22 protein-coding genes are annotated in these 24,002 nt (G+C 72.2%); 5 read left to right on the top strand and 17 right to left on the bottom strand.

Annotation, left to right across the window (positions count from 1 at the left end; translation table 11 throughout):
* Window positions 1-55 precede the first annotated feature (55 nt).
* Window positions 56-415 (bottom strand): VOC family protein, encoded by a 360-nt coding sequence (locus tag HZZ00_RS02660; RefSeq protein WP_180330699.1) that lies wholly within the window; start codon window positions 413-415, stop codon window positions 56-58.
* A 2-nt stretch (window positions 416-417) separates the two neighbouring features.
* Entirely contained in the window at window positions 418-1,230 is an 813-nt protein-coding gene (locus HZZ00_RS02655) for a trans-aconitate 2-methyltransferase (RefSeq protein WP_180330698.1), read from the bottom strand.
* 103 nt (window positions 1,231-1,333) lie between these two features.
* Here HZZ00_RS02655 and tamR point away from each other — a divergent pair, with 103 nt between their 5' ends.
* Window positions 1,334-1,831 (top strand): MarR family transcriptional regulator TamR, encoded by a 498-nt coding sequence (tamR, locus tag HZZ00_RS02650; protein WP_070023719.1) that lies wholly within the window; start codon window positions 1,334-1,336, stop codon window positions 1,829-1,831.
* Here the strand turns inward: tamR and HZZ00_RS02645 are convergent.
* The gene (locus HZZ00_RS02645; protein WP_180330697.1) at window positions 1,790-2,557 is read right to left on the bottom strand and encodes a response regulator transcription factor; all 768 of its coding nucleotides are present in this window, start codon (window positions 2,555-2,557) and stop codon (window positions 1,790-1,792) included. The two genes, tamR and HZZ00_RS02645, sit on opposite strands and share 42 nt — an antisense overlap.
* A 116-nt stretch (window positions 2,558-2,673) precedes the next feature.
* On the opposite strand from HZZ00_RS02645, the gene HZZ00_RS02640 reads away from it, so the two are divergent.
* Window positions 2,674-3,114: an N-acetyltransferase gene (locus HZZ00_RS02640; protein WP_180330696.1), complete on the top strand. Its 441-nt coding sequence runs from the start codon at window positions 2,674-2,676 to the stop codon at window positions 3,112-3,114.
* Between the two features lie 37 nt (window positions 3,115-3,151).
* On the opposite strand, the gene galK is transcribed toward HZZ00_RS02640, so the two are convergent.
* The 3 genes from galK to galT are packed head-to-tail and all read right to left on the bottom strand — an operon-like array spanning window position 3,152 to window position 6,326.
* Window positions 3,152-4,306, bottom strand: coding sequence for a galactokinase (gene galK / locus HZZ00_RS02635; protein WP_180330695.1), 1,155 nt, complete (start codon window positions 4,304-4,306; stop codon window positions 3,152-3,154).
* A complete protein-coding gene (gene galE, locus HZZ00_RS02630; protein WP_180330694.1) occupies window positions 4,306-5,268 on the bottom strand; it encodes a UDP-glucose 4-epimerase GalE in 963 nt (320 codons plus the stop codon). The genes galK and galE overlap by 1 nt, the downstream gene beginning before the upstream one ends.
* Window positions 5,265-6,326, bottom strand: coding sequence for a galactose-1-phosphate uridylyltransferase (galT, locus tag HZZ00_RS02625; RefSeq protein WP_180330693.1), 1,062 nt, complete (start codon window positions 6,324-6,326; stop codon window positions 5,265-5,267). Before galT ends, galE begins: the two co-directional genes overlap by 4 nt.
* 176 nt (window positions 6,327-6,502) lie before the next feature.
* Between galT and HZZ00_RS02620 the strand changes: the two genes are divergently transcribed.
* Both HZZ00_RS02620 and HZZ00_RS02615 read left to right on the top strand, forming a co-directional pair.
* Window positions 6,503-8,197, top strand: a complete 1,695-nt coding sequence (locus HZZ00_RS02620) for a sodium:solute symporter family protein (RefSeq protein ID WP_180330692.1) — start codon at window positions 6,503-6,505, stop codon at window positions 8,195-8,197.
* Window positions 8,198-8,217: 20 nt separating this feature from the next.
* Window positions 8,218-8,523, top strand: coding sequence for a hypothetical protein (locus HZZ00_RS02615; RefSeq protein WP_180330691.1), 306 nt, complete (start codon window positions 8,218-8,220; stop codon window positions 8,521-8,523).
* A 21-nt stretch (window positions 8,524-8,544) separates the two neighbouring features.
* Here HZZ00_RS02615 and HZZ00_RS02610 read toward each other — a convergent pair whose 3' ends face one another.
* The 10 genes from HZZ00_RS02610 to rsmI form a co-directional block, all read right to left on the bottom strand.
* Entirely contained in the window at window positions 8,545-9,222 is a 678-nt protein-coding gene (locus tag HZZ00_RS02610) for a LuxR C-terminal-related transcriptional regulator (RefSeq protein ID WP_180330690.1), read from the bottom strand.
* A 213-nt stretch (window positions 9,223-9,435) separates the two neighbouring features.
* Window positions 9,436-11,238: a PQQ-binding-like beta-propeller repeat protein gene (locus HZZ00_RS02605; RefSeq protein ID WP_180330689.1), complete on the bottom strand. Its 1,803-nt coding sequence runs from the start codon at window positions 11,236-11,238 to the stop codon at window positions 9,436-9,438.
* 64 nt (window positions 11,239-11,302) lie between these two features.
* The gene (locus HZZ00_RS02600) at window positions 11,303-13,246 is read right to left on the bottom strand and encodes a PQQ-binding-like beta-propeller repeat protein (protein ID WP_180330688.1); all 1,944 of its coding nucleotides are present in this window, start codon (window positions 13,244-13,246) and stop codon (window positions 11,303-11,305) included.
* Window positions 13,247-13,505: 259 nt separating this feature from the next.
* Window positions 13,506-15,314: an ABC-F family ATP-binding cassette domain-containing protein gene (locus HZZ00_RS02595; protein ID WP_180330687.1), complete on the bottom strand. Its 1,809-nt coding sequence runs from the start codon at window positions 15,312-15,314 to the stop codon at window positions 13,506-13,508.
* Between the two features lie 165 nt (window positions 15,315-15,479).
* Window positions 15,480-16,373 (bottom strand): 4-(cytidine 5'-diphospho)-2-C-methyl-D-erythritol kinase, encoded by an 894-nt coding sequence (locus tag HZZ00_RS02590; protein WP_180330686.1) that lies wholly within the window; start codon window positions 16,371-16,373, stop codon window positions 15,480-15,482.
* A 33-nt stretch (window positions 16,374-16,406) separates the two neighbouring features.
* Window positions 16,407-17,276, bottom strand: a complete 870-nt coding sequence (gene rsmA / locus HZZ00_RS02585) for a 16S rRNA (adenine(1518)-N(6)/adenine(1519)-N(6))-dimethyltransferase RsmA (RefSeq protein WP_070023731.1) — start codon at window positions 17,274-17,276, stop codon at window positions 16,407-16,409.
* 149 nt (window positions 17,277-17,425) lie between these two features.
* A complete protein-coding gene (locus HZZ00_RS02580; RefSeq protein WP_180330685.1) occupies window positions 17,426-18,691 on the bottom strand; it encodes a resuscitation-promoting factor in 1,266 nt (421 codons plus the stop codon).
* 41 nt (window positions 18,692-18,732) lie between these two features.
* Window positions 18,733-19,635, bottom strand: coding sequence for a TatD family hydrolase (locus tag HZZ00_RS02575; protein WP_180330684.1), 903 nt, complete (start codon window positions 19,633-19,635; stop codon window positions 18,733-18,735).
* 47 nt (window positions 19,636-19,682) lie between these two features.
* Window positions 19,683-20,102: a hypothetical protein gene (locus HZZ00_RS02570; RefSeq protein WP_180330683.1), complete on the bottom strand. Its 420-nt coding sequence runs from the start codon at window positions 20,100-20,102 to the stop codon at window positions 19,683-19,685.
* A gap of 260 nt (window positions 20,103-20,362) precedes the next feature.
* The gene (gene rsmI, locus HZZ00_RS02565) at window positions 20,363-21,211 is read right to left on the bottom strand and encodes a 16S rRNA (cytidine(1402)-2'-O)-methyltransferase (RefSeq protein ID WP_180330682.1); all 849 of its coding nucleotides are present in this window, start codon (window positions 21,209-21,211) and stop codon (window positions 20,363-20,365) included.
* Window positions 21,212-21,316: 105 nt separating this feature from the next.
* Between rsmI and HZZ00_RS02560 the strand changes: the two genes are divergently transcribed.
* Window positions 21,317-23,065 (top strand): dolichyl-phosphate-mannose--protein mannosyltransferase, encoded by a 1,749-nt coding sequence (locus tag HZZ00_RS02560; RefSeq protein WP_180330681.1) that lies wholly within the window; start codon window positions 21,317-21,319, stop codon window positions 23,063-23,065.
* Window positions 23,066-23,175: 110 nt separating this feature from the next.
* Here HZZ00_RS02560 and HZZ00_RS02555 read toward each other — a convergent pair whose 3' ends face one another.
* Window positions 23,176-23,697 carry a hypothetical protein gene (locus tag HZZ00_RS02555; protein ID WP_180330680.1) on the bottom strand — a complete coding sequence of 174 codons (522 nt, stop codon included), beginning with the start codon at window positions 23,695-23,697 and terminating at the stop codon, window positions 23,176-23,178.
* Window positions 23,698-24,002 lie beyond the last annotated feature (305 nt).

Genomic DNA, 24,002 nt, shown 5'->3' with positions numbered 1-24,002 from the left:
GCGAGGCGGTGCGACGCCGGCCGCGTGGGTGATCGCCGTCCGCCGCGGTGACCGGTCACCGCGGCTGGAGGAATTCCAGGCGGTTGCCGACGGGGTCGCGCGAGTAGAAGCGCCGGTGACCGGGAAGGCTTTCGTCCCAGGTCACGGGTGCGCCATGGGCGACGAGCCGGGCCGCCCAGGCGTCGATGCCGTGGACCCGCAGGCCCGGGTGGGCCTTGTCCGCGGGGCGGAAGCCTGGGTCGATGCCGAGGTGGAGCCGGACGGTGCCGGACTCGAACCAGCAGCCGCCGCGGGCCGCGAGGGCGGGCGGCTTGGGCACCTCGGTCAGGCCGAGGGCACCGGTGTAGTAGGCCCGCAGAGCGTCCTCCGAGCCGGGCGGTGCCGCCAACTGCACGTGATCGAGCGCGACGAGCATCGTCACTCTCCCTTGACGGCGACGGCGAACAGGCGGCGGAAGGGCAGCACCGTGCCGTAGGGGGCGCTCGGGTAGGCCGCGCGCAGCAGGTCCCGGTACTCGGTCAGGAACGCGTCCCGCGCCTCGGGGTCGTCGCCGAGGGCGGTCAGCGCGGGCCGCAGGCCGGTGCCCTTCACCCAGTCGAGGACCGGGTCCTCGCCCTCCAGGACGTGCAGGTAGGTGGTCTGCCAGACGTCGGGGGCGAGGCCGAGGCGGGCGAGCCGGTCCAGGTAGGCCTCCGGGGTGTGCACGGAGTCGGTGCGGCGCAGCAGGCCGGCGAGGCGGTCCCGCCAGCGCGGGGTGCCGGCCAGTTCGCGCATGAGGGCGTGCAGCGGGGCGTCGATGTTGTCCGGCACCTGGAAGGCGAAGACCGCGCCGGGCCGCAGCGCGGCGGTCCAGTCGGCGAAGCGGTCGAGATGGCCCGGCACCCACTGCAAGGTGGCGTTGCTGACGATCAGGTCGTACGGCTCCTGCGGCCTCCACACCCGCGCGTCGGCGTGGGCGAAGTCCAGGCGGCCGCCGCCGGCCGTGGGGCCCTCGTGCTCGGTGTGGGCGCGGTCCAGCATCTCGGGCGAGTTGTCGTAGCCGGTGATGTGCGCCGTGGGCCAGCGGTCGGCGAGCATCGCGGTGACGTTGCCGGGGCCGCAGCCGAGGTCGGCGATGCGGGGCCGGTCGCCGGGCAGGGCGGGGACGCGGGCGAGGAGGTCGGCGAAGGGGCGGGCGCGGTGCCCCGCGTGACGGAGGTACTGCGCGGGGTCCCAGATCGGTGTCGTCATGTGGTCCACCTTCCCGCCCAATTTATCTTGACGTCAAGACGCTTGAAGAAAAGAAACTCGACACCAAGAGACTTCACATCGACACAACCACTACACTGATCTCATGGAGGACGAGGTCGATCGGCTGGTCGCAGCGTGGCGCCGGGAGCGCCCGGACCTCGACGTGGAGCCGCTGGAAGTGCTCAGCCGGGTGAGCCGGCTCGCCCGGCACCTGGACCGCGCACGCCGGCTCGCGTTCGCCGAGCACCAGCTGGAGCCCTGGGAGTTCGACGTGCTGACCGCGCTGCGGCGCGCGGGCACGCCGTACCAGCTCTCCCCCGGCCAGCTGCTGACCCAGACCCTCGTCACCTCCGGCACCATGACCAACCGGATCGACCGGCTGGCGAAGAAGGGCCTGGTCGAGCGGCTGCCCGACCCGAGCGACCGGCGGGGCGTGCTGGTGCGGCTGACCGACACCGGCCGCGACCGCGCGGACGAGTCGCTCGCGGGACTGCTGGAGCAGGAGCGGGCCATCCTCGGTGAGCTGTCGCGGGCGCAGCGGGCGGAACTGGCCGGTCTGCTACGCCAGCTGACCGCCCCGTTCGACAACATCCCCGGTTAGGTCCGCCGGCCCCACCCCGGCTCGGCGGGCCAGGGCGACGGCGGCCAGCGTGGAGTGGACGCCCAGCTTGCCCAGGACGTTCTGCATATGGGTGCGCACGGTGTGCGGGGACAGGTACAGCCGCTCGGCGACGGCCTTGCGGCCCAGACCGGCGACCATGCACCGCAGCACCTCCCGCTCCCTGGGGGTCAGGGACTCCACCAGGCGTTCGCTCTCGCTGCGGTGCTTGCGCGCGGCGGTCAGCTCCTTGAGGACGCCGGTCAGCAGGGCGGGCGGCAGATGCGTCTCGCCCCGCAGCACGCCCCGGATCACCGCGAGCAGCCGCGACAGCGAGCAGTCCTTGGCGACCCAGCCGGAGGCGCCGGCCCCCAGGGCGAGGGCGGCGCGGCGGGGGTCGTCCTTCTCCGCGAGGACGACGGTGCGCACGGCGGGGTGGGCGGTGCGCACCCCGGCGACCAGGGAGATGCCGTCGACCAGGCCGTCCTCGTCCGCCGCCCGCACGGGCACCGTGGGGCGCCCGACGGCGGGCCGGCCGCCCAGGTCGGCGTCGACGAGCAGGACGTCGTAGCGGCGGCCCTCGGCGGCCGCCCGCTCCAGGCAGCGCAGCGCGGCCGGGCCGCTGCCGGCGGCGAAGACCTCGACGTCGGGCTCGGCGGCCAGGGCGGCGGCGAGCGACTCGGCGAAGATGCGGTGGTCGTCCACGACCAGGACTCGGATACGAACCACTGAACCCCCTGAACGGCGCCGGCCCCCACCGGCGCTGTATCTCAGCGTACGGATACCGGCACGCAGCGGAAGGAGATTTACAGAACTGGCCGCCGGGCGCGTTTATGGTGTGCCGCATGTTTCGTATTGAGGCGGAAGTCGACAAGGCGCGACGCGATCTGCTCCATGCCCGACTGCGGGACACCAACACGGCGGCGTCCCCGGTCCTCGCGGCCCTGCGCAACACCCCCGCCGAACGCGAGTACCCGCTCCACGTCTGGGCACTGGAACCCTCCGGCGCCCTGGCGGGCGGGCTGGTGGGCCACACCTGGACCACCTGGCTGCACGTCGCCCTCCTCTGGGTCGACGCCCGCCACCGCGGCACGGGCCTGGGCACCCACCTCCTCACCCAGGCCGAGCACCTCGCCGCCGACCGCGGGTGCACGGCCTCCCGCCTGGAGACCTGGGACTTCCAGGCCCCGGGGTTCTACGGCAGAAACGGCTACGAGGTGGTCTGCGCGATCCCCGACTACCCGCCGGGCGTCACCGAGTACACGCTGGTGAAGCGCCTGGTCTGACGGCGGGCCGCCCCCGGCCCGCGCCCCGCGGCGGCCCTCACAGCAGCCGGCGCGCTCCCGCCGACGGCACCGCCTCGAACACCCGCGGCGAGGTGAACTCCGCCGCGGTGAACGCCTCTTCCAGGGCCTTGGTCAGGGAAGGGACCTCCGCGGAACCGGTGAGGACGACGGCCGAGCCGCCGAAGCCGCCGCCGGTCATCCGGGCGCCCAGCGCGCCGTGCGCGAGGGCGGTGTCCACGACCAGGTCCAGCTCCGGGCAGGAGACCCGGAAGTCGTCGCGCAGGGAGACGTGGCCCTCGGTGAGGACCGGCCCGATGGCGCGGGTGTCACCGGACCGGAGCAGGGCGATCGTGCGTTCCACCCGGTGGTTCTCCGTCACCACGTGCCGGACCAGGCGGCGGACCTCCTCCTCGTCGCCCAGCCGCGCGAGCGCCGCGTCCAGGCCGTCGTAGGGGATGTCGCGCAGGGCGTCGACGCCCAGCAGGGCCGCGCCCTTCTCGCAGCCGGCCCGGCGCCTGCCGTACTCGCCGCCGCTGTGGGCGTGCTTGACCTGGGTGTCGACCACCAGCAGGCGCAGGCCCTCGGCCGCGAGGTCGAAGGGGATCTGCCACTGGGACAGGTCGCGGGTGTCGAGGAAGAGGGCGTTGCCCTGCTCGCAGCACGCGGACGCGGTCTGGTCCATGATGCCGGTCGGCGCGCCGACGTAGACGTTCTCCGCGCGCTGGCACAGGCGGGCCAGCCGCCAGCGCGGCAGGCCGAGCCCGTGCAGATCGCTCAGCGCGAGGGCGGTCACCACCTCCAGGGCGGCGGAGGAGGACAGGCCCGCGCCCGCGGGGACGGTCGAGGACAGGTGGACGTCCGCGCCGGTCAGCTCGTGGCCGGCCTCGCGCAGCGCCCAGACGACACCGGCCGGGTACGCCGTCCAGTCGCTGTCGGTGCCGGGGGCGAGCGCGTCCAGGCGCAGTTCGGCGACGCCGCCCTCCATGTCCGCCGAGTGCAGGCGCAGCAGGCCGTCGTCCCGGCGGGAGACCGCCGCGACCGCCTGGTGCGGCAGTGCGAACGGCATGACGAAGCCGTCGTTGTAGTCGGTGTGCTCGCCGATCAGGTTGACCCTGCCCGGCGCCGCCCACACCCCCTCCGGGCGCGCCCCGTACAGCTCGGTGAAGCGCTCGGCGACCTGCTGTGCCCCCACTAGTCCTCCTTCGAGAGGTGCTGCGCGAACTCCCAGGCGTCCGCGACGATGCCCGCGAGATCCGCGCGGGTCGGGTTCCAGCCCAGTTTCTCGCGGGCGGTGTCCGCGGCGGCGACCAGGACCGCGGGGTCGCCGCCGCGGCGCGGGGCGATCACCTCGGGGATCGGGTGCCCGGTGACCTCGCGGACGGTCTCGATGACCTGGCGGACCGAGAAGCCGTTGCCGTTGCCCAGGTTGCAGATCAGGTGCTCGCCCGGCCGGGCCGCCGTCAGCGCCAGCAGATGGGCCTCGGCCAGGTCCGCGACGTGGATGTAGTCACGGACGCAGGTGCCGTCGGGGGTGGGGTAGTCGTCGCCGTACACCGAGATGGCGTCGCGACGGCCCTGGGCGACCTGGAGGACCAGCGGGATCAGGTGGGACTCGGGGTCGTGCCGCTCGCCGTGGACGCCGTAGGCCCCGGCCACGTTGAAGTAGCGCAGGGAGACCGCCGCCAGGCCGTGGGCGTTCGCCTCGCTGGTGATCATGTGGTCGACGGCGAGCTTGGAGGCCCCGTAGGGGTTGGTGGGCCGGGTCGGGGCGGTCTCGGTGATCGGGACCTGGTCGGGCTCGCCGTAGGTGGCGGCCGTGGAGGAGAAGACCAGGGTGCGCACCCCCGCCTCGCGCATCGCGCCGAGCAGGGCCATGCTGCCGGCGACGTTGTTGTCCCAGTACTTCTCCGGCTTCACCACGGACTCGCCGACCTGGGAGGACGCGGCGAAGTGCAGCACACCGTCGTAGGAGGGGTCGAGCCACTTGGCGGCGTCGCGGACGTCGCCCTCGACGAAGGCGGCGCCGGCCGGGACACCGGCGCGGAAGCCGGTGGAGAGGTTGTCGAGGACGGTGACCTCGTGCCCGGCCTCCAGCAGATGCCGGGCCACCACGCCGCCGACGTAACCCGCGCCACCCGTCACCAGGTACTTCATGAAGTCGCTACCTCTCGCAGTCGCTCGGCCGCGCGTTCCGGCGGCACATCGTTGATGAACACGCTCATGCCGGACTCGGAACCCGCGAGGAACTTCAGCTTGCCGGAAGTGCGGCGGATGGTGAAAAGCTCGAGGTGGAGCGCGAAATCGTCCCGCGTCACGCCGTCGAAGCCGGGCAGCTCCCCGAACGGCGCCTGGTGCCAGGCGGAGATGTACGGCGTCGGCGGCTCCCCCTCGCCGAAGATGCGGTCGAAGCGCCGCAGCAGCTCCAGGTAGACGTGCGGGAACTCCGCGCGGGCCGCCTCGTCCAGCGCGAGCAGGTCGGGAACCCGGCGCTTGGGGTACAGGTGCACCTCGTAGGGCCAGTGCGCCGCGTACGGCACGAAGGCGGCCCAGTGCTCGCCGTCGAGGACGACCCGCTCGCCGGCGAGTTCCCGCCGCAGTACGGCGTCGAACAGGTTCTCCCCGCCGTTCGCCTCCCGGTGGGCGGCGAGCGAGCGGAGCATCAGCGCGGTGCGGGGGGTGGTGAAGGGGTAGGCGTAGATCTGTCCGTGCGGGTGGCCGAGCGTCACGCCGATCTCGGCGCCCCGGTTCTCGAAGCAGAACACCTGCTCCACGGAGGGCAGCCGGGACAGTTCCGCGGTGCGGTCGGTCCACGCGTCCAGCACCAGGCGCGCCTGCTCGGGGGTCAGATCGGCGAAGGACGCGTCGTGGTCGGAGGTGAAGCAGACGACCTCGCAGCGCCCGGAGTCACCGGCGAGGGAGGGGAAGCGGTTCTCGAAGACGACCACGTCGTAGGAGGAGTCCGGGACCTCGCTGAGCCGCTCGCCCCGGGTCGGGCACAGCGGGCACTGGTCGGCCGGCGGGTGGTAGGTGCGGCCCTGGCGGTGGGAAGCGACGGCGACCCGGTCGCCGAGCAGCGGGTCACGGCGGATCTCCGAGGTGGTGGCCGTGCGGTCCAGGGGGCGTCGGTCGACCGCGTCGCGCACGCCGTCGTCCCGCAGGTCGTAGTAGATCAGTTCGCGACCGTCGGCCAGCCGGGTCGGGGTCTTCTTCACGCTGGACTCCTTGGTCAGCCCACTCATCCCTCAACACAATCAAACATAACAGACCACAACCCGACACAGAATCAGTTCATCACAATCAAACAAAGATCATCACCAGAAGTGTTCATTTTCTAAACACAGGGGCGTAGGTTCCGCTCTGATCAGTTCGCGCAACGAAGCGAGTTCACATGGAAACCCCCACATACGCGCATACGTATCTGGCGGCGGCCGGGCTACGGCTCCCCACCAACTGGCTTGACTACACGATCCTGGCCATCTACTTCGTCGTCGTGCTCGGGATCGGCTTCGCCGCCCGCCGGTCGGTGAAGACCAGCCTGGACTTCTTCCTCTCCGGACGCTCGCTGCCCGCCTGGATCACCGGCCTCGCCTTCATCTCGGCGAACCTGGCGGCCACCGAGATCCTCGGCATGGCCGCCAACAGCGCCCAGTACGGCGCCTACACGGTGCACTGGTACTGGATCGGCGCCATCCCCGCCATGGTCTTCCTGGGCCTGGTGATGATGCCCTTCTACTACGGCAGCAAGGTCCGCTCGGTCCCCGAGTTCCTGCTGCTGCGCTTCGACAAGGCAGCCCACCTGCTCAGTTCGATCCTGTTCGCGTTCGCCGCCATCCTGATCGCCGGGGTCAACCTCTACGCCCTCGCGATCGTGGTCGAGGCGCTGCTGGGCTGGCCGCAGTGGGTGGCCATCGTGGTCGCCGGCGCCTTCGTGCTGGCGTACATCACCCTGGGCGGTCTCTCCTCGGCGATCTACAACGAGGTGCTGCAGTTCTTCGTGATCCTCGCCGCCCTCATCCCCATCACGATCCTCGGCCTGCGCAAGGTCGGCGGCTGGGGCGGACTGACCGACAAGCTCGGCGCGACCCACGGCCACAACTTCACCACCGCGTGGGGCGGCACCGGGATCGGCAGCGGCAACCCGCTCGGCGCCAACTGGCTGACCATCGTCCTCGGCCTCGGCTTCGTGCTGTCCTTCGGCTACTGGACCACCAACTTCGCCGAGGTGCAGCGCGCCCTGTCCGCGAAGAACCTCTCCGCCGGACGGCGCACCCCGCTGATCGCCGCCTACCCGAAGATCTTCATCGTCTTCCTGGTGATGATCCCGGGCCTGGTCGCCGCCGCGCTCGTGCCCAAGATCGGCACCAGCGGCTCGGGCCTGCAGTACAACGACGCCATCCCCTACCTGATGCAGGAGCTGCTGCCCAACGGCGTGCTCGGCATCGCGGTCACCGGTCTGCTCGCCGCGTTCATGGCCGGCATGGCGGCCAACGTGTCGTCCTTCAACACCGTGTTCACCACCGACATCTGGGCCAAGTACGTGGTGCGCGGACGGGAGGACGCGTACTACGTCCGGTTCGGCCGGTGGATCACCGTGATCGGGGTCTGCGCGTCCGTGGGCACGGCGTTCCTCGCGTCGTCGTTCTCGAACATCATGTCCTACCTCCAGACGCTGTTCTCGTTCTTCAACGTGCCGATGTTCGTCGTCTTCATCATCGGCATGTTCTGGAAGCGGGCGTCGGTCAAGTCCGGCTTCTGGGGCCTGCTCGCGGGCACCGTCACCGCGATGGTCAACTACTTCGTCCTCTACAAGAAGGGGATCATCTCCATCCCCACCGACCAGGGCGCCAACTTCGTCTCGGCGATCGCGGGGTTCGTCGCCGGCGCGGTCGTGATGGTCCTGGTGTCGCTGTTCACCAAGCCGAAGCCGGCCCAGGAACTCCAGGGACTGGTCTACGGCACGCGCTCCCCCGGCATGTCCGAGCCGCCGGCGCCCGGTGACGACGCCTGGTACCGCAGGCCGGCGCTGCTGGGCTGGGGCGCGGTCGTGCTGGCCGCCGTCTGCTACATCCCGTTCTCGTTCTGACGCGGGAGGATCGAGGGAACATGTCCGAGAACCCCGAACACCACTACACCGAGGGCGATGTCGCGCGGGAGGTCTCCGAACTGGAGACCAAGTCGGCGACCGCGGCCCGCATCTTCGACCTGCGCCGCATCATCGGCGGGCTCTTCGTGGTCTACGGCGTCATCGTCACCGTCACCGGCCTGACGGACTCGCAGGCCGCGATCGACAAGGCCCAGGGCGTCAACATCAACCTGTGGACCGGGATCGGGATGCTGGTGCTGGGCCTCTTCTTCCTGGTGTGGCTCAAGCTCAGGCCGACGGTGCCGCCGCAGGAGCGGGAGGAGTAACACCGCACCGGCGCCGCCCCCTCACGGGGCGCGCCGGCCGCCCGCCCGGTCCAGGAGCCCGGTGCGGGCGGCCAGCGCCGCCGCCTCCAGCCGCGAGCCCACCCCGAGCTTCATCAGCACCCGCTGGACATGGGTGCGGGCCGTGCTCGGCGCTATGCGCATGCCGGAGGCGATGACCCGGGTGTCCTCGCCGTCGGCGACACGGACGAGGACCTCCACCTCGCGCGGTGTCAGCACGCTCAGCAGCCGCTGGGCCTCGTCGTCCGGCTGGGCGGCGGGGTTCAGCAGTTCCGCGAACGCCTCCTGGAGCAGCTGGGGGGCCACCGCCGCCTCCCCCGCCCGCGCCTTCAGGAGCGCGCGCTCGACGCCCTCGATCCGCTCGTCGTGCCGTACGTACCCCGACGCCCCGGCCGCGAACGCCGCGGCGATCCCGCGCGGCGACGGCACCGGGCCGAGCACCACCACCGCCACCTGCGGCCGCTCCCGCTTGATCTTCACCACCGGGTCGAACGCGCCCGGCTCGGCCGGCGCCGCCGTACCCAGCAGGCACACCTCCGGCGCCCGCGCGATCACCAGGTCCGCGGCGCCCGCGGCGGGCGCGGCCGACGCGAGCACCCGGTGCCCGCGCAGTTTCAGCGCCGATGCCAGCGCCTCCGCGAGCAGGCGATGGTCGTCCACGACCATGAGCCGCACCGCCATAGAGCAACCCCCCAGTCCCGCCCATGGATGCCCCACTATGGACGTCCACCGGCCCGTTGGACAGAGGGCCCCCCGGCACCCCGCCCCTTCATGTCCCGGAAGCTACACGCTCGTTCGGCGCGGCGCTGCCTCTGGAGAGCAGAAGTGCCCCGGATCGATTACATCCGGGGCACCGCTCACCGCCACACCCGTTCGGGTGGTTCTCTGCGGGGGTCAGCCGTCCGTGCCGAAGGCCAGCGCCAGGTACTGCCGGTCGTCCCCCGGGTCCGCCTTGTCCACGAAGACGTCGGACATGTACAGCCGGCCGTGCCCGAAGAGGATCTCCGCGTAGTCCGGCAGCATGCTGCTCTCCGCGCGCCGCACACTCTCCTGCGCCGGGTTCTCCAGGAGCTTGGTCTCCTTGAAGGTGGCGCCGTCGATGCTGACGACCTGTCCGCCCTTGTCGTACGGCGGCTTCTTGTAGGCGAGCAGATTGCCGCCGTCCATGCGCAGCGGGGACAGCAGGTAGCCGTCCCCGGCCTCTGCGCGCTGGCCGGTGGGCCTGCCGGTGGCCAGGTCGAAGGCGACGATCTCGTTGGTGGTGCTGTAGGCGCCGCTGCCGTCGTGCTCCTCGGTCGGCACGTACAGCTTGCCGTTGCCGACGGCGATCTCCTTGCAGTCCTCGATCCGGGTGATGCCGTCGCAGCGGCCCCCGTAGGTCTTGCCGGGCGCGGAGATCCGGGCGAGCAGCTTGCCGGTCTTGTTGTCGATGGAGAAGTAGTCCGAGATGCCGCTGCCGTCGCCCGCGCTGTCGCCGACGTCGGCGGCCACCACCAGCGGGTCGGTGGAGACCACCGAGGCGTACTCGATGCCCGGGTCCATCCGGTACTCGGAGATCACCTTCCCGGACTCCGGGTCGATGGTCTGGATCGACAGTCGGGTGTTGTCGGAGTCGCCGCAGCTGCGCACCGCGACCAGCTTCGCGCCGCCGCCGTAGCCCGCGTCGTAGCAGTCCTCGGCCGGCTTCGGCTGCCACAGCGGCTTGCCGGAGTCGATGTCGAAGGCGGCGCCGCCGTTGCTGTCGCCGAGCGCGACGGTGTGCTGGGCAACCGTCACGTTCTGGTAGTTGACCGGGTAGTCACCGGACTTGACGGTGCGCGTCCACAGCTGCTTGCCCGTGTCCAGGTCGATCGCGGCGATGTCGGTGCAACCGTCGTACTTCTTGTTCGTCGGCTGGTACGTGATCGCGGTCTTGTCGTCGTCGGTCATGTGCCGGCTGGCCGCGCAGACCGGGCCGGGCAGCTTGACCGTCCACAGCTTGCCGCCCTTCACGGGGTCGTAGCCGACGATCTCGTCCACGCCGGTCTTGGCGTACACCTTGTCGGTCAGCCAGGAACCCGAGGTGCTGACGGTGTCCTGCACGGTGGGCGTCGGCACCTGGAAGAGGACCTTGGCCGCGGTGTTCGCCGGCGCCTTCTCCTTGCCGCCGGTGGTACCGCCGGATCCCTTGTCCTGGCCACCGGAGGTGCCGCCGGAGGAGGCGGTGTCCTGCTTCTTGCCGTCGTCACCGGAAACGGCGTACACGATGCCGCCGACCACGATCAGCGCGATGACGACGACCGCCGCGATGACGATGTACAGCACGGTGTTGTTCCGCTTGCCGCCCGGGCCGCCCTGCGGGTGCATCGGCATGGTCGGGGGCTGGCCCGGATAGCCGTAGCCCGGCTGCGGGGGCCCCTGCACGGGCTGGGTGGGCATGGCGTACGGGTTCTGCGGCTGCGCCCCGTACGGGGCGGCGGGCTGCTGCCCGTACGGGTTCGGGGGCGCGGCGGGGTAGCCGTAGCCCGGCTGGGGCTGCGGCGGCTGGGCGGGCCCCGGGTAGCCGTACCCGGGCTGCGGCTGCTGCGGGGGCAGGGGCGGCTGGGCCGGGGTGCCCTGCGGGGGCTGCGGGACCGGCGGGGTCGGCGGGCCGAAGCCGCCCGGCTGCGGGGGCTGGTTCGGGGGCTGGTTCGGCGGGGGCGGAGGCGGCTGGGTCATGACTCGGGTACCTCGGTGACACTCGGAAGGCCGGACGGCGGACGGAACGGGAGGCGGGCCGGGCTCAGTTGCCGAAGGCCATGATCAGCTTCTCCTTCGCCTGGTCGCTGCCGTTCAGCCGGCCGGCCGAGATGACGAACCGCCCGTCGGACCAGTCCACGACGCCGTCGTAGAAGGTGTCCTCGATCTGCGCGGTGCCCCGCGGGTTCTGCAGCAGCTTCGTGGTGGTGTGCGAGGCGCCGGTGGTCGGGATCGACACGACCTGCCCGCCCGCGTCGTACGACGGCTGCACGTACGCGATGAGCTTGCCGCCCTCGGTCCTCATCGGGGACATCGGCTCGTCCGTCGGGGACTTGGCCCGCCACTTCGCCTTGCCGTCGGCGAGGCTGATCGCCACGATCTCGTTGGCGCTCGCGGTCGTGCTCGTGGGCAGGTAGAGCGTGTCGGCGTCGGCCGCGACACCCCGGCAGCCCTGGAGATCGCGGGCGAGGATCGCCCAGCCGCAGGTGGGGGCGAACTTCTCGTCCACCTTGACCTCGGAGCGGAACCTGCCGTCCTTGGTGAAGGTGGAGATGTTCCACGTCTTCTTGCTCTCGTTGGTCAGATAGACGACCAGCGGGTCCATCGAGTACACCCGGCTGGCCTGCCAGCCCTTCTTGACCGGCTGGGTCCACTTCACCTTGCCGGTGGCCGGGTCGAGTTCCTGGATCTCGTCGTGCTCGGTGCCGGTGCCGGCGCCGCAGGACGCCACCTGGACCAGCCGGCCGGAGCCGCCCGCGAAGGCGGTCGGGAAGCAGGAGTCGCCGTAGCGCTTCTTGTCGTACAGCTTCTTGCCGCTGTCGATGGCGTACGCCGTGCCCGACTCCGAGCGGCCGACCATCAAGATGCCGCCGCTGACGCTGAGTTCGATGTTGAGCGCACTGTCGAAGAGCCCGCCGTCGGCGACCTGGCCGCTCCAGCCCTTCTTGCCGGTGCGCAGGTCGAGCTGCTGGAGCCGGTTGCACTTGGCGTTGTCGCCGGGTCCGCTCATGTACGCCACGACGACCTTGTCGTCCGCCGACTTCTGCGGGGTGACCGAGCAGATCTTCTGCGGGAGGTCGACGGGGCCCCACGGGGAGCTGCCGTTGTCCGCGTCGTACGCGAAGACCTGCTTGTACGCCGCCTTCACCACGGTGTCGCCGGCGATCCACATGCCGGGTGCGTCGGCGCCCCCGCCCGGGGCGTCCGGCGCCGGCTTGTACCAGAGCACCTTGGCCTCGCCGGGCGCGCGGCCCTCGTTGAGGTTCTCCGGGTCGTCCCCGCCGGAGGCGGAAGAGGACGGCGAGGGAGCACCGGACGTGGCCGGTTCGGCGCTGCCGTGTCCGGCCACGGGCTTCTTGTCACCGTCGCCGCCGCTGGTGACGGCGTAGACGGTGCCGCCTATGAGGGCCAGCGCGGCCACCGCGGCGCCGACGATCAGCGCCGTCTTCTTCCTGCCCGCGCCGCCGCCCTGCCCCGGGAAGGGGGCACCGGGAGCGGTGCCGGGGGCGCCCGGGTACGGCGGCTGCTGCGGATACCCGTAACCGGGCTGCGGCTGCTGCGCGTAGGGGCCCGGCTGCTGGGGCTGCTGCGGGTGGCCGTAGGGGCCGGGAGCCGTCGGGGCGCTGTAGGGGCCGGGGGCCGTAGGGGCGCTGTAGGGGCCGGGGGCCGTAGGGGTGCCGTAGGGGCCGGGGGCGCCGGAGGCGTTGTACGGGCCGGGTTGCTGCGGGTGGCCGTAACCGGGCTGCGGCGGGGCCTGGGGCGGCGCTGGCGGGGCCGCGGGGGCGGCCGGCGGGGGCGCGGACGGCTTGTCGAGCATCGTCGGCGGCGGGGCGGCCGGTTGCGGCGGGGCCGGCGTGCCGCCCTGCGGAGGCAGTTCAGAGGCCCCCGGGTCTCCGGGTTCTCTCGGGTCTCTCGGATCTCTCGGATCTCTCGGGTCCCGCGGTGCTCCGAAGCCGCCGTCGGGCGACTGGTCGGGCGGCTGAGTCATCAGCGCTCTTCCCCCTCGTTCACTGATTTTTAGCCACGCCCTGAGGTTCTCGACGGACCCAAGGTCGTTGTGCAGACGGTTCTCAGACGCATCTTTCTATCACCCGGTACGGACAGCGGAACGGGCCGGATCGCTCCCTGTTCCCAAGGGAGAACCGGCCCGTGATGCCGCCGTTACGCGCCTTCACGCCCCCTTCACGGGGCGCACGCGCCACCCCCCGCCCGCCGTCCGGGGCGCTGGCCGATTCATGGCGGGCGCGCTACGCGTCCTCCGCCAGTTCCAGCCAGCGCAGCTCCAGTTCCTCGCGCTCACCGGCGAGTTCCCGCAGCCGGGCGTCGAGTTCGGCCACCTTCGCGAAGTCGGTGGCGTGCTCGGCGATCTGGGCGTGCAGCTTGGTCTCCTTCTCGGAGACCTTGTCCAACTGCCGCTCGATCTTCTGGAGTTCCTTCTTGGCGGCGCGCTGGTCGGCGGCGCTCTTCTCGGTGGCGGCCGGCTTGGGCGCCGAGGCGGCGCTCTGCTGGGCGACCGCCTCCTCCATCTGCCGGCGCCGCTCCAGGTACTCGTCGATGCCGCGCGGCAGCATCCGCAGGGTGCCGTCGCCGAGCAGGGCGAACACCCGGTCCGTGGTGCGCTCCACGAAGAACCGGTCGTGGGAGATGACGATCATCGAGCCGGGCCAGCCGTCGAGGACGTCCTCCAGCTGGGTCAGGGTCTCGATGTCGAGGTCGTTGGTGGGCTCGTCCAGGAAGAGCACGTTGGGCTCGTCCATCAGCAGCCGCAGCAGCTGGAGCCGGCGCCGCTCACCGCCGGAGAGGTCGCCGACCGGCGTCCACTGCTTCTCCTTGTTGAACCCGAAGGTCTCGCACAGCTGCCCGGCGGTCATCTCGCGCCCCTTGCCGAGGTCGACGCGCTCGCGGACCCGCTGCACGGCCTCCAGCACCCGCCAGGTGGGGTCGAGTTCGGCGACCTCCTGGGAGAGGTAGGCGAGCTTGACCGTCCGGCCGACGTTGATCCGGCCGCCGGCCGGCTGCTCCTCGCCCTCGCTGCGGGCGGCGGCGGCCATGGCGCGCAGGAGCGAGGTCTTGCCGGCGCCGTTGACACCGACCAGACCGATCCGGTCGCCGGGGCCGAGCTGCCAGGTCACGTGCTTGAGCAGCACCTTCGGCCCGGCCTGGACGGTGATGTCCTCCAGGTCGAAGACCGTCTTGCCGAGGCGGGAGGAGGCGAACTTCATCAGCTCGCTGCTGTCGCGGGGCGGCGGCACGTCGGCGATCAGCTCGTTGGCGGCCTCCACCCGGAAGCGGGGCTTGGAGGTGCGGGCGGGGGCGCCGCGGCGCAGCCAGGCCAGCTCCTTGCGGATCAGGTTCTGCCGCTTGACCTCTTCGGTGGCGGCGATCCGCTCGCGCTCGGCGCGGGCGAAGACGTAGTCGGAGTAGCCGCCCTCGTACTCGTACACGTCACCGCGCTGCACGTCCCACATGCGGGTGCAGACCTGGTCCAGGAACCACCGGTCGTGGGTCACGCAGACCAGGGCCGAGCGGCGGTTCTGGAGGTGCCGGGCGAGCCAGGCGATGCCCTCGACGTCGAGGTGGTTGGTGGGCTCGTCCAGGACGATCAGGTCCGGTTCCTCGATGAGCAGCTTGGCCAGCGCGATCCGGCGCCGCTCGCCACCGGACAGCGGGCCGATGACGGTGTCCAGGCCCTTGGGGAAGCCCGGCAGGTCGAGGCCGCCGAACAGGCCGGTCAGCACGTCCCGGACCTTGGCGTTGCCGGCCCACTCGTGGTCGGCCATGTCGCCGATGACCTCGTGGCGGACGGTGGCGGCGGGGTCGAGGGAGTCGTGCTGGGTGAGCACGCCGAGCCGCAGCCCGCCGGAGTGGGTGACCCGCCCGGTGTCGGCCTCCTCCAGCTTGGCGAGCATCCGGATCAGGGTGGTCTTGCCGTCGCCGTTGCGTCCGACGACCCCGATCCGGTCCCCCTCCGACACACCGAGCGAGACGCCGTCCAGCAGGGCACGGGTGCCGTAGACCTTGCTGACGTTCTCGACATTGACCAGGTTGACGGCCATTTCACTCCTGCGCACGGGGCTGTATCCACTCGCGGCTCCGCCGCGTGGGTCAGCCTTCTAGCGTAGGCCCTCCGGGGTGGTTGGTGACGCGCGAGGGGATCGTCACGCTTTGTGATGATCCGATCGAAGCGGGCGTCCGCCACGGAGGACGCGGGCCGCGGGGCCCTACAGGACCGTCGCCCCCGGCACCGGTCCCGCCGCCGTCCGTACCGTGCGGCAGGTGCCGGAGTCCCGCAGGGCCGTCGCGACCCGCTCCGCGGCCTCGGCGTCCCGGGTGAGGAACGCCGTCGTGGGACCGGAGCCGGAGACCAGGGCGGCGAGGGAACCCGCGGCGCGGCCCGCGGCCAGGGTGTCGGCGAGTTCCGGGAAGAGGGAGAGAGCGGCGGGCTGGAGGTCGTTGGAGACGGCCGCCGCCAGCGCGTCGGCGTCGCCCTTCGCCAGTGCGTCCAGCAGGTCCTGCGAGGCCACCGGCTCGGGGACCGCCCGGCCCTCGGCCAGCCGGTCGAACTCCCGGAAGACGGCCGGCGTGGACAGTCCCCGCTCGGCCATCGCGAACACCCAGTGGAAGGTGCCGCCCACCTCCAGGGCGGTCAGCCGCTCCCCGCGCCCGATGCCGAGCGCGGCCCCGCCGACCAGGCTGAACGGCACATCGCTGCCCAACTCGGCGCAGATGTCGAGCAGTTCGGCACGGGAGGCCCCGGTGCCCCACAGCGCGTCGCAGGCGAGCAGCGCGCCCGCGCCGTCCGCGCTGCCGCCCGCCATGCCGCCGGCGACCGGGATGTCCTTGGCGATGTGCACGTGCACGTTCGGCTCGATGCCCCGGCGCGCGGCGAGCGCGAGGGCCGCGCGGGCGGCGAGGTTGGTCCGGTCCAGCGGCACCTGCGCGGCGTCCGGGCCCGCGCAGCTGACGCGCAGCTCGTCGGCCGGGGCGACGGTGACCTCGTCGTACAGGCCGACGGCGAGGAAGACGTTGGCGAGGTCGTGGAACCCGTCGGGGCGGGCCGCGCCCACCGCGAGCTGGACGTTGACCTTGGCGGGGACACGGACCGTGACGCTCACTGCGCTCCTTGGGCTCGGTACGGGGTGTCGGCGCTACGCGCCCTGCTGGGCGTGCTCGGCGATGCGGGCGAACTCCTCGACCGTCAGCGACTCGCCGCGGGCCTGCGGGGAGACACCGGCGGCGACCAGGGCGGCCTCGGCGGCGGCCGCGGAACCGGCCCAGCCGGCGAGCGCGGCCCGCAGGGTCTTGCGGCGCTGCGCGAAGGCGGCGTCGACCACCGCGAAGACCTGGCGCTTCGTCGCCGTCGTCCGGATCGGCTCGGTGCGCCGTACGAGGGAGACCAGCCCGCTGTCGACGTTCGGCGCGGGCCAGAAGACGTTGCGGCCGATGGCGCCGGCCCGCTTGACCTCGGCGTACCAGTTGGCCTTCACGGACGGCACGCCGTACACCTTCGAGCCGGGGGCGGCGGCGAGGCGGTCGGCGACCTCGGACTGCACCATCACCAGGGTGCGCTCGATGCTCGGGAAGGTGTCGAGCATGTGCAGCAGCACGGGGACGGCGACGTTGTAGGGCAGGTTCGCGACCAGGGCGGTCGGGGCGGGGCCCGGCAGCTCGGTGACGTGCATCGCGTCGGAGTGGACGAGCGCGAAGCGGTCGGCGCGGGCGGGCATGCGGGCCGCGACGGTCGCGGGGAGGGCGGCGGCGAGCACGTCGTCGATCTCGACGGCGGTGACCCGGTCGGCGGCCTCCAGCAGCGCGAGGGTGAGCGAGCCGAGCCCCGGGCCGACCTCCACGACGGTGTCGTCGGGGCGGACCTCGGCGGTGCGCACGATGCGGCGGACCGTGTTGGCGTCGATCACGAAGTTCTGGCCGCGCTGCTTGGTGGGACGGACACCGAGCGCTGCCGCGAGTTCGCGGATGTCGGCGGGGCCGAGGAGGGAGTCGGGGGCGGGGCTGCTCACGGGACAAGGGTACGGGGCCGCGGGAGGCCGCCTCGCCAGGGCGTCCCGCACGACTCAGGCGCCCCGCGGCCCTCCCGGCCGTACGAGCGCGCGGCTTCCTGCCGGGCCGGCCGCGTCACCCCCCCCCCCCCCGCCCGCCCCGCCCCCGCTCAGCCGTGCAGCCTCTCCCCGCAGTGCGGCCAGGGACTCTCCCCCCGCCGCACGTACAGCTTCTTCGCCCGGTAGGTCTGCTCGGCCTCCGGCGCGTCCTGCGGTCTGCCGGACCCGCCGAGGGCGTGCCAGGTGTGCGTGTCGAACTGGTAGAGCCCGCCGTACGTGCCCGAGGCGTCCACCGCGTGCGGGTCGCCGCCCGACTCGCACATCGCGAGCCCGTGCCAGTTCAGCCCGTCGGCCCCCGCCGCGGAGCGCGGCAGCGCCTTCGTGCCGACGCGCACCACCTGCTCGCGCGGCCGGCGCACCACCTCCGCCCCCTCCCGGCGGGGCCGCTGCCGCACCCCGTTGACCGTGCGCAGGAGATAGGTGATCCGGCGCAGCCCGGGGCGCCCGGGACGCGCGACGACCTCGGTGCCCCGCGGCAGCGTGGCGTCGTAGGTGCGCTCGGTCCGGAAGGGGATCTGCTCCTCGCGCACCTCGCGGCTGCCGCTCACCCGCAGCACGGTCACCGTCTGCCCGTCCCGCGGAAAGCCGTCGGCGGGAACGGAGAGGACGTCCTGGCCGCGCAGGGTGACCCCGGCCTCCCGGACCGCCTCGGCCACGGTCGCCGCGTTGGTGCGGATGGTGCGGGCGCGGCCGTCCGCCATGACCGTGAACTGCCGTTCCGTGCGCACGTCGAGCGCGAGGCCGGCGCGGCCGATGGTCTGGGAGCGCGAGGCCGACAGATACGCGCCCTCGGCGCGCACCCCCAGCTCCCGCAGTGCTCCGTCCACCGTGTGCGCCGTCGTCCACACCTCGTGCCGCCGGCCGTCCAGGGTGAGCCGCACGGGGCGGCCGTAGCGCACCGCGATCGCGTCGCCGCCGGCGAGCGGAGTGTCGGGGGAGGGCGCCACCAGATCGTGCTCGCCCACCCGCACGCCCTCCTCGGCGAGCAGCGCGTGCACGTCGTCGGCGAAGGTGTGCAGGACGCGCGGCCGGCCGTCGACACTGAGCCGGATCGCCCGGTCCTCGGCGACGAACGCGGTGGTGCCGCCGGCCAGGCACGCCACCACCAGCGCCTGCGGCAGCAGCCGCCGTACGACGGAGTCCGGGCGCTCGGCGGCCCGTGCCCGGCGCCGGCGCGCGCCGCGCCCGCCGCCCTGCGCGGGCGACGGCCCGTATGCCGCACGGGTCTTGGACCGGTGGTTGCTGCTCACGCCGACACGCTCCAGAGGGGCCGAAAGGTCCGGATCGGGGGCAGAACCTAGCGGAGCCCCCGTCACTCTCCAAAGCGGACCGGCTACCCTGCGTAGCGAAAGGCGGACTACAGCGGGTAGTCGAAGGCGCGGGCGGTGTTCGCGTTCAGGGCCGTCGCCAGCGTGTCTTCGTCGATGCCGCGCACCGCGGCCATCGCGCGCACGGTGACCGGAACGAGGTAGGGCGCGTTGGGCCGTCCGCGGTACGGCGCCGGGGTCAGAAAGGGCGCGTCGGTCTCCACGAGGACCAGTTCCAGCGGGGCGACGGCGAGGGCGTCGCGCAGGTTCTGGGCGTTCTTGAAGGTGACGTTGCCGGCGAACGACATGTAGTAGCCCTCGCGGGCGCAGATCCCGGCCATCTCGACGTCGCCGGAGTAGCAGTGGAAGACGGTGCGCTCGGGGGCGCCCTCCTCCTTCAGCACCCGCAGCACGTCGGCGTGGGCCTCGCGGTCGTGGATGACGAGGGCCTTGCCGTGCCGCTTGGCGATCTCGATGTGGGCGCGGAAGGACCGCTCCTGCGCCTCCTTGCCCTCGGGGCCGGTGCGGAAGTGGTCGAGGCCGGTCTCGCCGACGCCCCTGACGTGGGGCAGCGCGGCGAGCCGGTCGATCTCGGCGAGCGCCTCGTCCAGCGCGCCGAAGCCGCCCGGCCCGCGGGCACCCTGCCGGGACCAGCCGTCCGGGTCGCCGTGCACGATGCGCGGGGCCTCGTTGGGGTGCAGGGCGACGGCGGCGTGCACGTTCTCGTGCGCCCGCGCGGTCTCGGCGGCCCACCGGGAGCCGTCGACGTCGCAGCCGACCTGGACGACCGTGGTCACCCCGACCGAGGCGGCCTTCGCCAGCGCCCCCGCCACCGTGCCCGACTGCATGTCGAGGTGGGTGTGGGAGTCGGCGACGGGAACCCCCAGGGGTGCGGGCGGCGGCGGTGCCGCGTTCTTGTCGCCCGATGAGCTGCGGCCGGCGTTCGAAGGCATGCCCCGATCCTACGGAAGGCGCACACCCCCGGGTCCCCGCCCCGGGCTCAGCCCGCCTTGCGCTGGAAAGGGTGCAGCAGGTCGGACAGGTGCCAGTGGTGGTCCGCGGCCGCGGCGGCTCCCTCGCCCGCGGCGGGCACCGGCGGCACCTCGACGGGGCCCGCCTGCGGCGCGATGTGCGGGTGGTGCGCCTGCGCGCCGCGCACCGACGAGACCTGCCCGGCGCGCATGATGCGCACCACGTGGCCGTCGCAGTTCTGGCAGCTGGGCCGGCGCAGCGGCGACGGCACGATCCGGCCGTCGGCCACGTACACCACGAACTCGTGCCCGTCGGCGTCCGTGTGGTGCTCTATCGCGTACGACTGCTCCCAGCCGTGCCCGCACCTCATGCAGGCGAAGGAATACGACTCGTGGACGACGGCCGTGGCCGTACCGCGAAGGCCGGTCTGCCCTGCGATCTCACTCATGCCAGCTCCTCTTGTCCGCTGGACAAGCCCCCTGTGCGGGGTCTCTCCGACCAGTGGACGCCTTCGCCGACGCGAATGCAGCAGGGCTGTCGAGTGTTGGAGGCGATTTGATCCGTCCTTGCCGGAAAGGCCCCGTCCGGGCCTTTCCGCTTTGCTTTCGGCGACAGCCCTTTACCGCCTCGTGGCCTGCTCGCTCACCAGAGATGTCCCCTGCTCAGAGGGCACTTTTTACCTGGCGCCGCTTCCGGATCAAGCGTCCCTCAACCGGCCGAACGCTTCGCTGCGACGACCGCGTCGAAGACGACCCTCTTGGGCAGTCCCGCCTCCACCGCCACTGCCGCGATCGCCTCTTTGCGGCGTTCGCCGGCCTCCTCGCGCACCCGCACCCGGCGCACCAGTTCCTCCGCGTCCAGCTCCTGCGGGCCGGTCTCCGGAGCGCCCTCGACCACCACCGTGATCTCACCGCGCACTCCCTGCGCGGCCCAGTCCGCCAGCTCGGCCAGCGGGCCGCGGCGGACCTCCTCGTACGTCTTGGTCAGCTCCCGGCACACCGCGGCCCGCCGCTCGGCGCCGAAGACCTCCGCCATCGCGGCGAGGGTGTCGTCGAGCCGGTGCGGGGCCTCGAAGTAGACCAGCGTGCGCCGCTCGGCCGCGACCTCCCGCAGCCGGGACAGCCGCTCGCCCGCCTTGCGCGGCAGGAAGCCCTCGAAGCAGAACCGGTCCACCGGCAGACCGGACAGGGCGAGCGCGGTGAGCACGGCGGAGGGCCCGGGCACCGCGGTCACCCGGATGTCCTTCTCCACCGCGGCGGCGACCAGCCGGTACCCGGGGTCGGAGACCGACGGCATGCCGGCGTCCGTGACCAGCAGCACCCGCGCCCCGCCGAGCAGCTCCTCGACCAGCTCGGGGGTGCGCGCGGACTCGTTGCCCTCGAAGTACGACACCACCCGGCCCCGGGGCGTGACGCCGAGGGCCTGGGTGAGCCGGCGCAGCCGCCGGGTGTCCTCGGCGGCGACCACGTCCGCGCCGGACAGCTCCTCGGCAAGCCGGGGCGGCGCGTCCGCGACGTCGCCAATGGGGGTTCCTGCGAGGACAAGGGTTCCAGTCACGCCCCCATCCTCGCAGGGGTCCGGAAGCCGGAGGAAAACGACCGCTTCGCGGCCCGCGCCGCGCATGCACGGGACTCCCACAGCCCGGTTCCCTACGATGGCGCGGTGACCAGTACCGCGTCCTCCATGGACCTCCGGCAGGGCCAGGCGCCGCACGACACCCGGCCGCCGTGGCAGCAGCGGCTGCGCCGATTCGGGTACACCCCGGCGAAGGGCGCGCCCGCGGGCGACGTACGCGACCGGCTGGTGCCGCCGTACACGCAGCCGAGTCCCCGGCTGTGGCGGTCGCTCGGCCTGCCGCCCGTGCTGGCCGAGCGGATCACCCGCTGGTCGGGCTGGGGCGGGCCGCTGCTGGTGACGCTGGTGGCGGGCCTGATGCGGTTCTGGAACCTGGGCAGCCCGCGGGCGGTGATATTCGACGAGACGTACTACGCCAAGGACGCGTGGGCGCTGGTCCACCGCGGTTTCGAGGTCAACTGGGACAAGAACGCCAACGACCTGGTCCTCCAGACGCACGGCCATCTCGCGATCCCGTCGGACGCCGCCTACGTGGTGCACCCGCCGGTCGGCAAGTACGTGATCGGGCTGGGCGAGCTGATGTTCGGCTTCGACCCGTTCGGCTGGCGGTTCATGACCGCGCTGCTCGGCACGCTGAGCGTGCTGATGCTGTGCCGGATCGGGCGCCGGATGTTCCGCTCGACGTTCCTCGGCTGCCTGGCGGGCGCGCTGATGGCGGTGGACGGGCTGCACTTCGTGATGAGCCGCACCTCGCTGCTCGACGGCGTGCTGATGTTCTTCGTGCTGGCCGCGTTCGGCTGTCTGCTGCTGGACCGGGACCGGGCACGGGCCAGACTGGCCGCCGCGCTGCCCGCCGACCCGGACGGCCGGGTCCGCCCGGACGAGCGGATCGGCGACACCCTCCGGCTGGGCCTGCGGCCCTGGCGCTGGGCGGCCGGGCTGATGCTGGGCCTGGCCGCGGGCACGAAGTGGAACGGCCTGTACGTCATGGTCGCGTTCTGTGTGCTGACGGTGCTGTGGGACGTCGGCGCCCGCAAGGTGGCCGGGGCGCGTCACCCGTATCGGGCGGTCCTGAAGTACGACACCGGGCTCGCCTTCCTGGCGACGGTCCCGGTGGCCATCGCGGTCTACGTGCTGTCCTGGCTGGGCTGGATCCTCTCCCCCACGGACGGCAGCGGCGGCTACTTCCGCAACTGGGCGATCACCGACGGCCGGGGCGGCAGCTGGACCTTCCTGCCGGACTGGGTGCGCAGCCTGTGGCACTACGAGCACGAGGTGTACGAGTTCCACCTGCACCTGGACTCCCCGCACACCTACCAGTCCAACCCGTGGAGCTGGCTGGTGCTGGGCCGTCCGGTGTCCTACTTCTACGAGTCCCCCTCCCCCGGCGCCGACGGCTGCCCGGCCGACGCGGGCCAGAAGTGCGCCCGTGAGGTGCTGGCCCTGGGCACCCCGCTGCTGTGGTGGGCCGCCTGCGGTGCGATCGTCTACATCCTGTGGCGCTGGGCGTTCCGCCGCGACTGGCGGGCGGGCGCCATCGCCTGCGGCATCGCGGCCGGCTATCTGCCCTGGTTCCTCTACCAGGAGCGGACGATCTTCTTCTTCTACGCGATCGTCTTCGTGCCGTTCCTGTGCCTGGCGGTGGCGATGCTGATCGGCGCGATCATCGGCCCACCGGGCTCCGGCGACACCCGCCGCGTGGTCGGCGCCACCTCGGCCGGCGTCCTGGTCCTGCTGATCGCCTGGAACTTCATCTACTTCTGGCCCCTGTACACCGGCACGGCGATCCCGATCGACCAGTGGCGGGCGAGGATGTGGCTGGATACGTGGGTGTAGCCGGGCAGATGCCTGCCAGCCGCTGAACGGCTCCGGTCCGCTCCTGGAGTTCCCGCCGCACGGCGGCTGCGACCCAGCCAGCCGAGGTGGCGGGCCTGGTTTCCAGCGACTTATTCCTGCTTGGGCGGGTGGGGGTCCCAACCGACCGCGAACGACCACGTGACGTTGGGCTCCGAAGTGAAGCGCAGTGAACCGGTCGGATGGTTCTTCGACATGTGGATTTCGTTCATCGTGGGCAGCACCTCATCCCTTTCGCACAACAGCGGGAAGGTGATGTCGGTTGGCTGCACCTGGACGGTCAGTCGACCCGGGCCTTGGCAATTGATCGCAATGGCCAAGGTCTTGCCCGCCTTGATCCCGCCCGGAATCGGATAGACGGATTTTCCCTTGACCGCGGTTTCGCCGGCCAGGGGAACGATGCCGTCCGAGTTGATCTCCGGGGCCTTACGGACGGTGGGGCTGTGAGGATCAGGAGTGGGGCTGCCCGATGACGGGGTCGCCAGTGGAGCAGTGCGCTGGGCAGGTGTGGATGCCGCAGCGCCATCGTGATGGTCTGAGCTACAGCCGACCACCCCTGGAATGGCGGCAAGAACACAGACGGCCAAGCAGGCGAATCGCCGTGTGATCGCCATGAGGCGACACCTCCCCCCGATCACAGTGCGACCAGTAGCGTTCTCCCTTTCACCACCCGGGAGATGGCATACACCGAACACTCAACCATGCCGCTTGATCTTGGCAAGTGAACGCAGTTGATCTGAGGGAGATCTGAGGTACGCGATCAACATGGCGGAACGGGGATCACAGCGCGGATCCCGCGCTTGCGCCCTCCTCTGGGGCCGCTACTTCACCGCGCCTGCCGCATGCTCTTGCCCCCGCCCCCTATCGATCGAGCCGCCGGGCCCCGATGGGTTCCGGGTGGCGGTGGCGCGGAGTGAAA

The sequence above is a fragment of the Streptomyces sp. NEAU-sy36 genome, from assembly GCF_013423905.1.
Classification (GTDB): domain Bacteria; phylum Actinomycetota; class Actinomycetes; order Streptomycetales; family Streptomycetaceae; genus Streptomyces; species Streptomyces misionensis.
The sequence above is the reverse complement of the archived record's forward strand: the minus strand, read 5'-3'. Positions and strand labels throughout refer to the sequence as shown.

Coding starts and splice junctions, on each gene's coding strand:
- HZZ00_RS02660 (WP_180330699.1), bottom strand. CDS start 415: ATGCTCGTCGCGCTCGATCACGTGCAGTTGGCGGCACCGCCCGGCTCG.
- HZZ00_RS02655 (WP_180330698.1), bottom strand. CDS start 1,230: ATGACGACACCGATCTGGGACCCCGCGCAGTACCTCCGTCACGCGGGG.
- tamR (WP_070023719.1), top strand. CDS start 1,334: ATGGAGGACGAGGTCGATCGGCTGGTCGCAGCGTGGCGCCGGGAGCGC.
- HZZ00_RS02640 (WP_180330696.1), top strand. CDS start 2,674: ATGTTTCGTATTGAGGCGGAAGTCGACAAGGCGCGACGCGATCTGCTC.
- galE (WP_180330694.1), bottom strand. CDS start 5,268: ATGAAGTACCTGGTGACGGGTGGCGCGGGTTACGTCGGCGGCGTGGTG.
- HZZ00_RS02620 (WP_180330692.1), top strand. CDS start 6,503: ATGGAAACCCCCACATACGCGCATACGTATCTGGCGGCGGCCGGGCTA.
- HZZ00_RS02615 (WP_180330691.1), top strand. CDS start 8,218: ATGTCCGAGAACCCCGAACACCACTACACCGAGGGCGATGTCGCGCGG.
- HZZ00_RS02610 (WP_180330690.1), bottom strand. CDS start 9,222: ATGGCGGTGCGGCTCATGGTCGTGGACGACCATCGCCTGCTCGCGGAG.
- HZZ00_RS02605 (WP_180330689.1), bottom strand. CDS start 11,238: ATGACCCAGCCGCCTCCGCCCCCGCCGAACCAGCCCCCGAACCAGCCC.
- HZZ00_RS02600 (WP_180330688.1), bottom strand. CDS start 13,246: ATGACTCAGCCGCCCGACCAGTCGCCCGACGGCGGCTTCGGAGCACCG.
- HZZ00_RS02595 (WP_180330687.1), bottom strand. CDS start 15,314: ATGGCCGTCAACCTGGTCAATGTCGAGAACGTCAGCAAGGTCTACGGC.
- HZZ00_RS02575 (WP_180330684.1), bottom strand. CDS start 19,635: ATGCCTTCGAACGCCGGCCGCAGCTCATCGGGCGACAAGAACGCGGCA.
- HZZ00_RS02570 (WP_180330683.1), bottom strand. CDS start 20,102: ATGAGTGAGATCGCAGGGCAGACCGGCCTTCGCGGTACGGCCACGGCC.
- HZZ00_RS02555 (WP_180330680.1), bottom strand. CDS start 23,697: ATGGCGATCACACGGCGATTCGCCTGCTTGGCCGTCTGTGTTCTTGCC.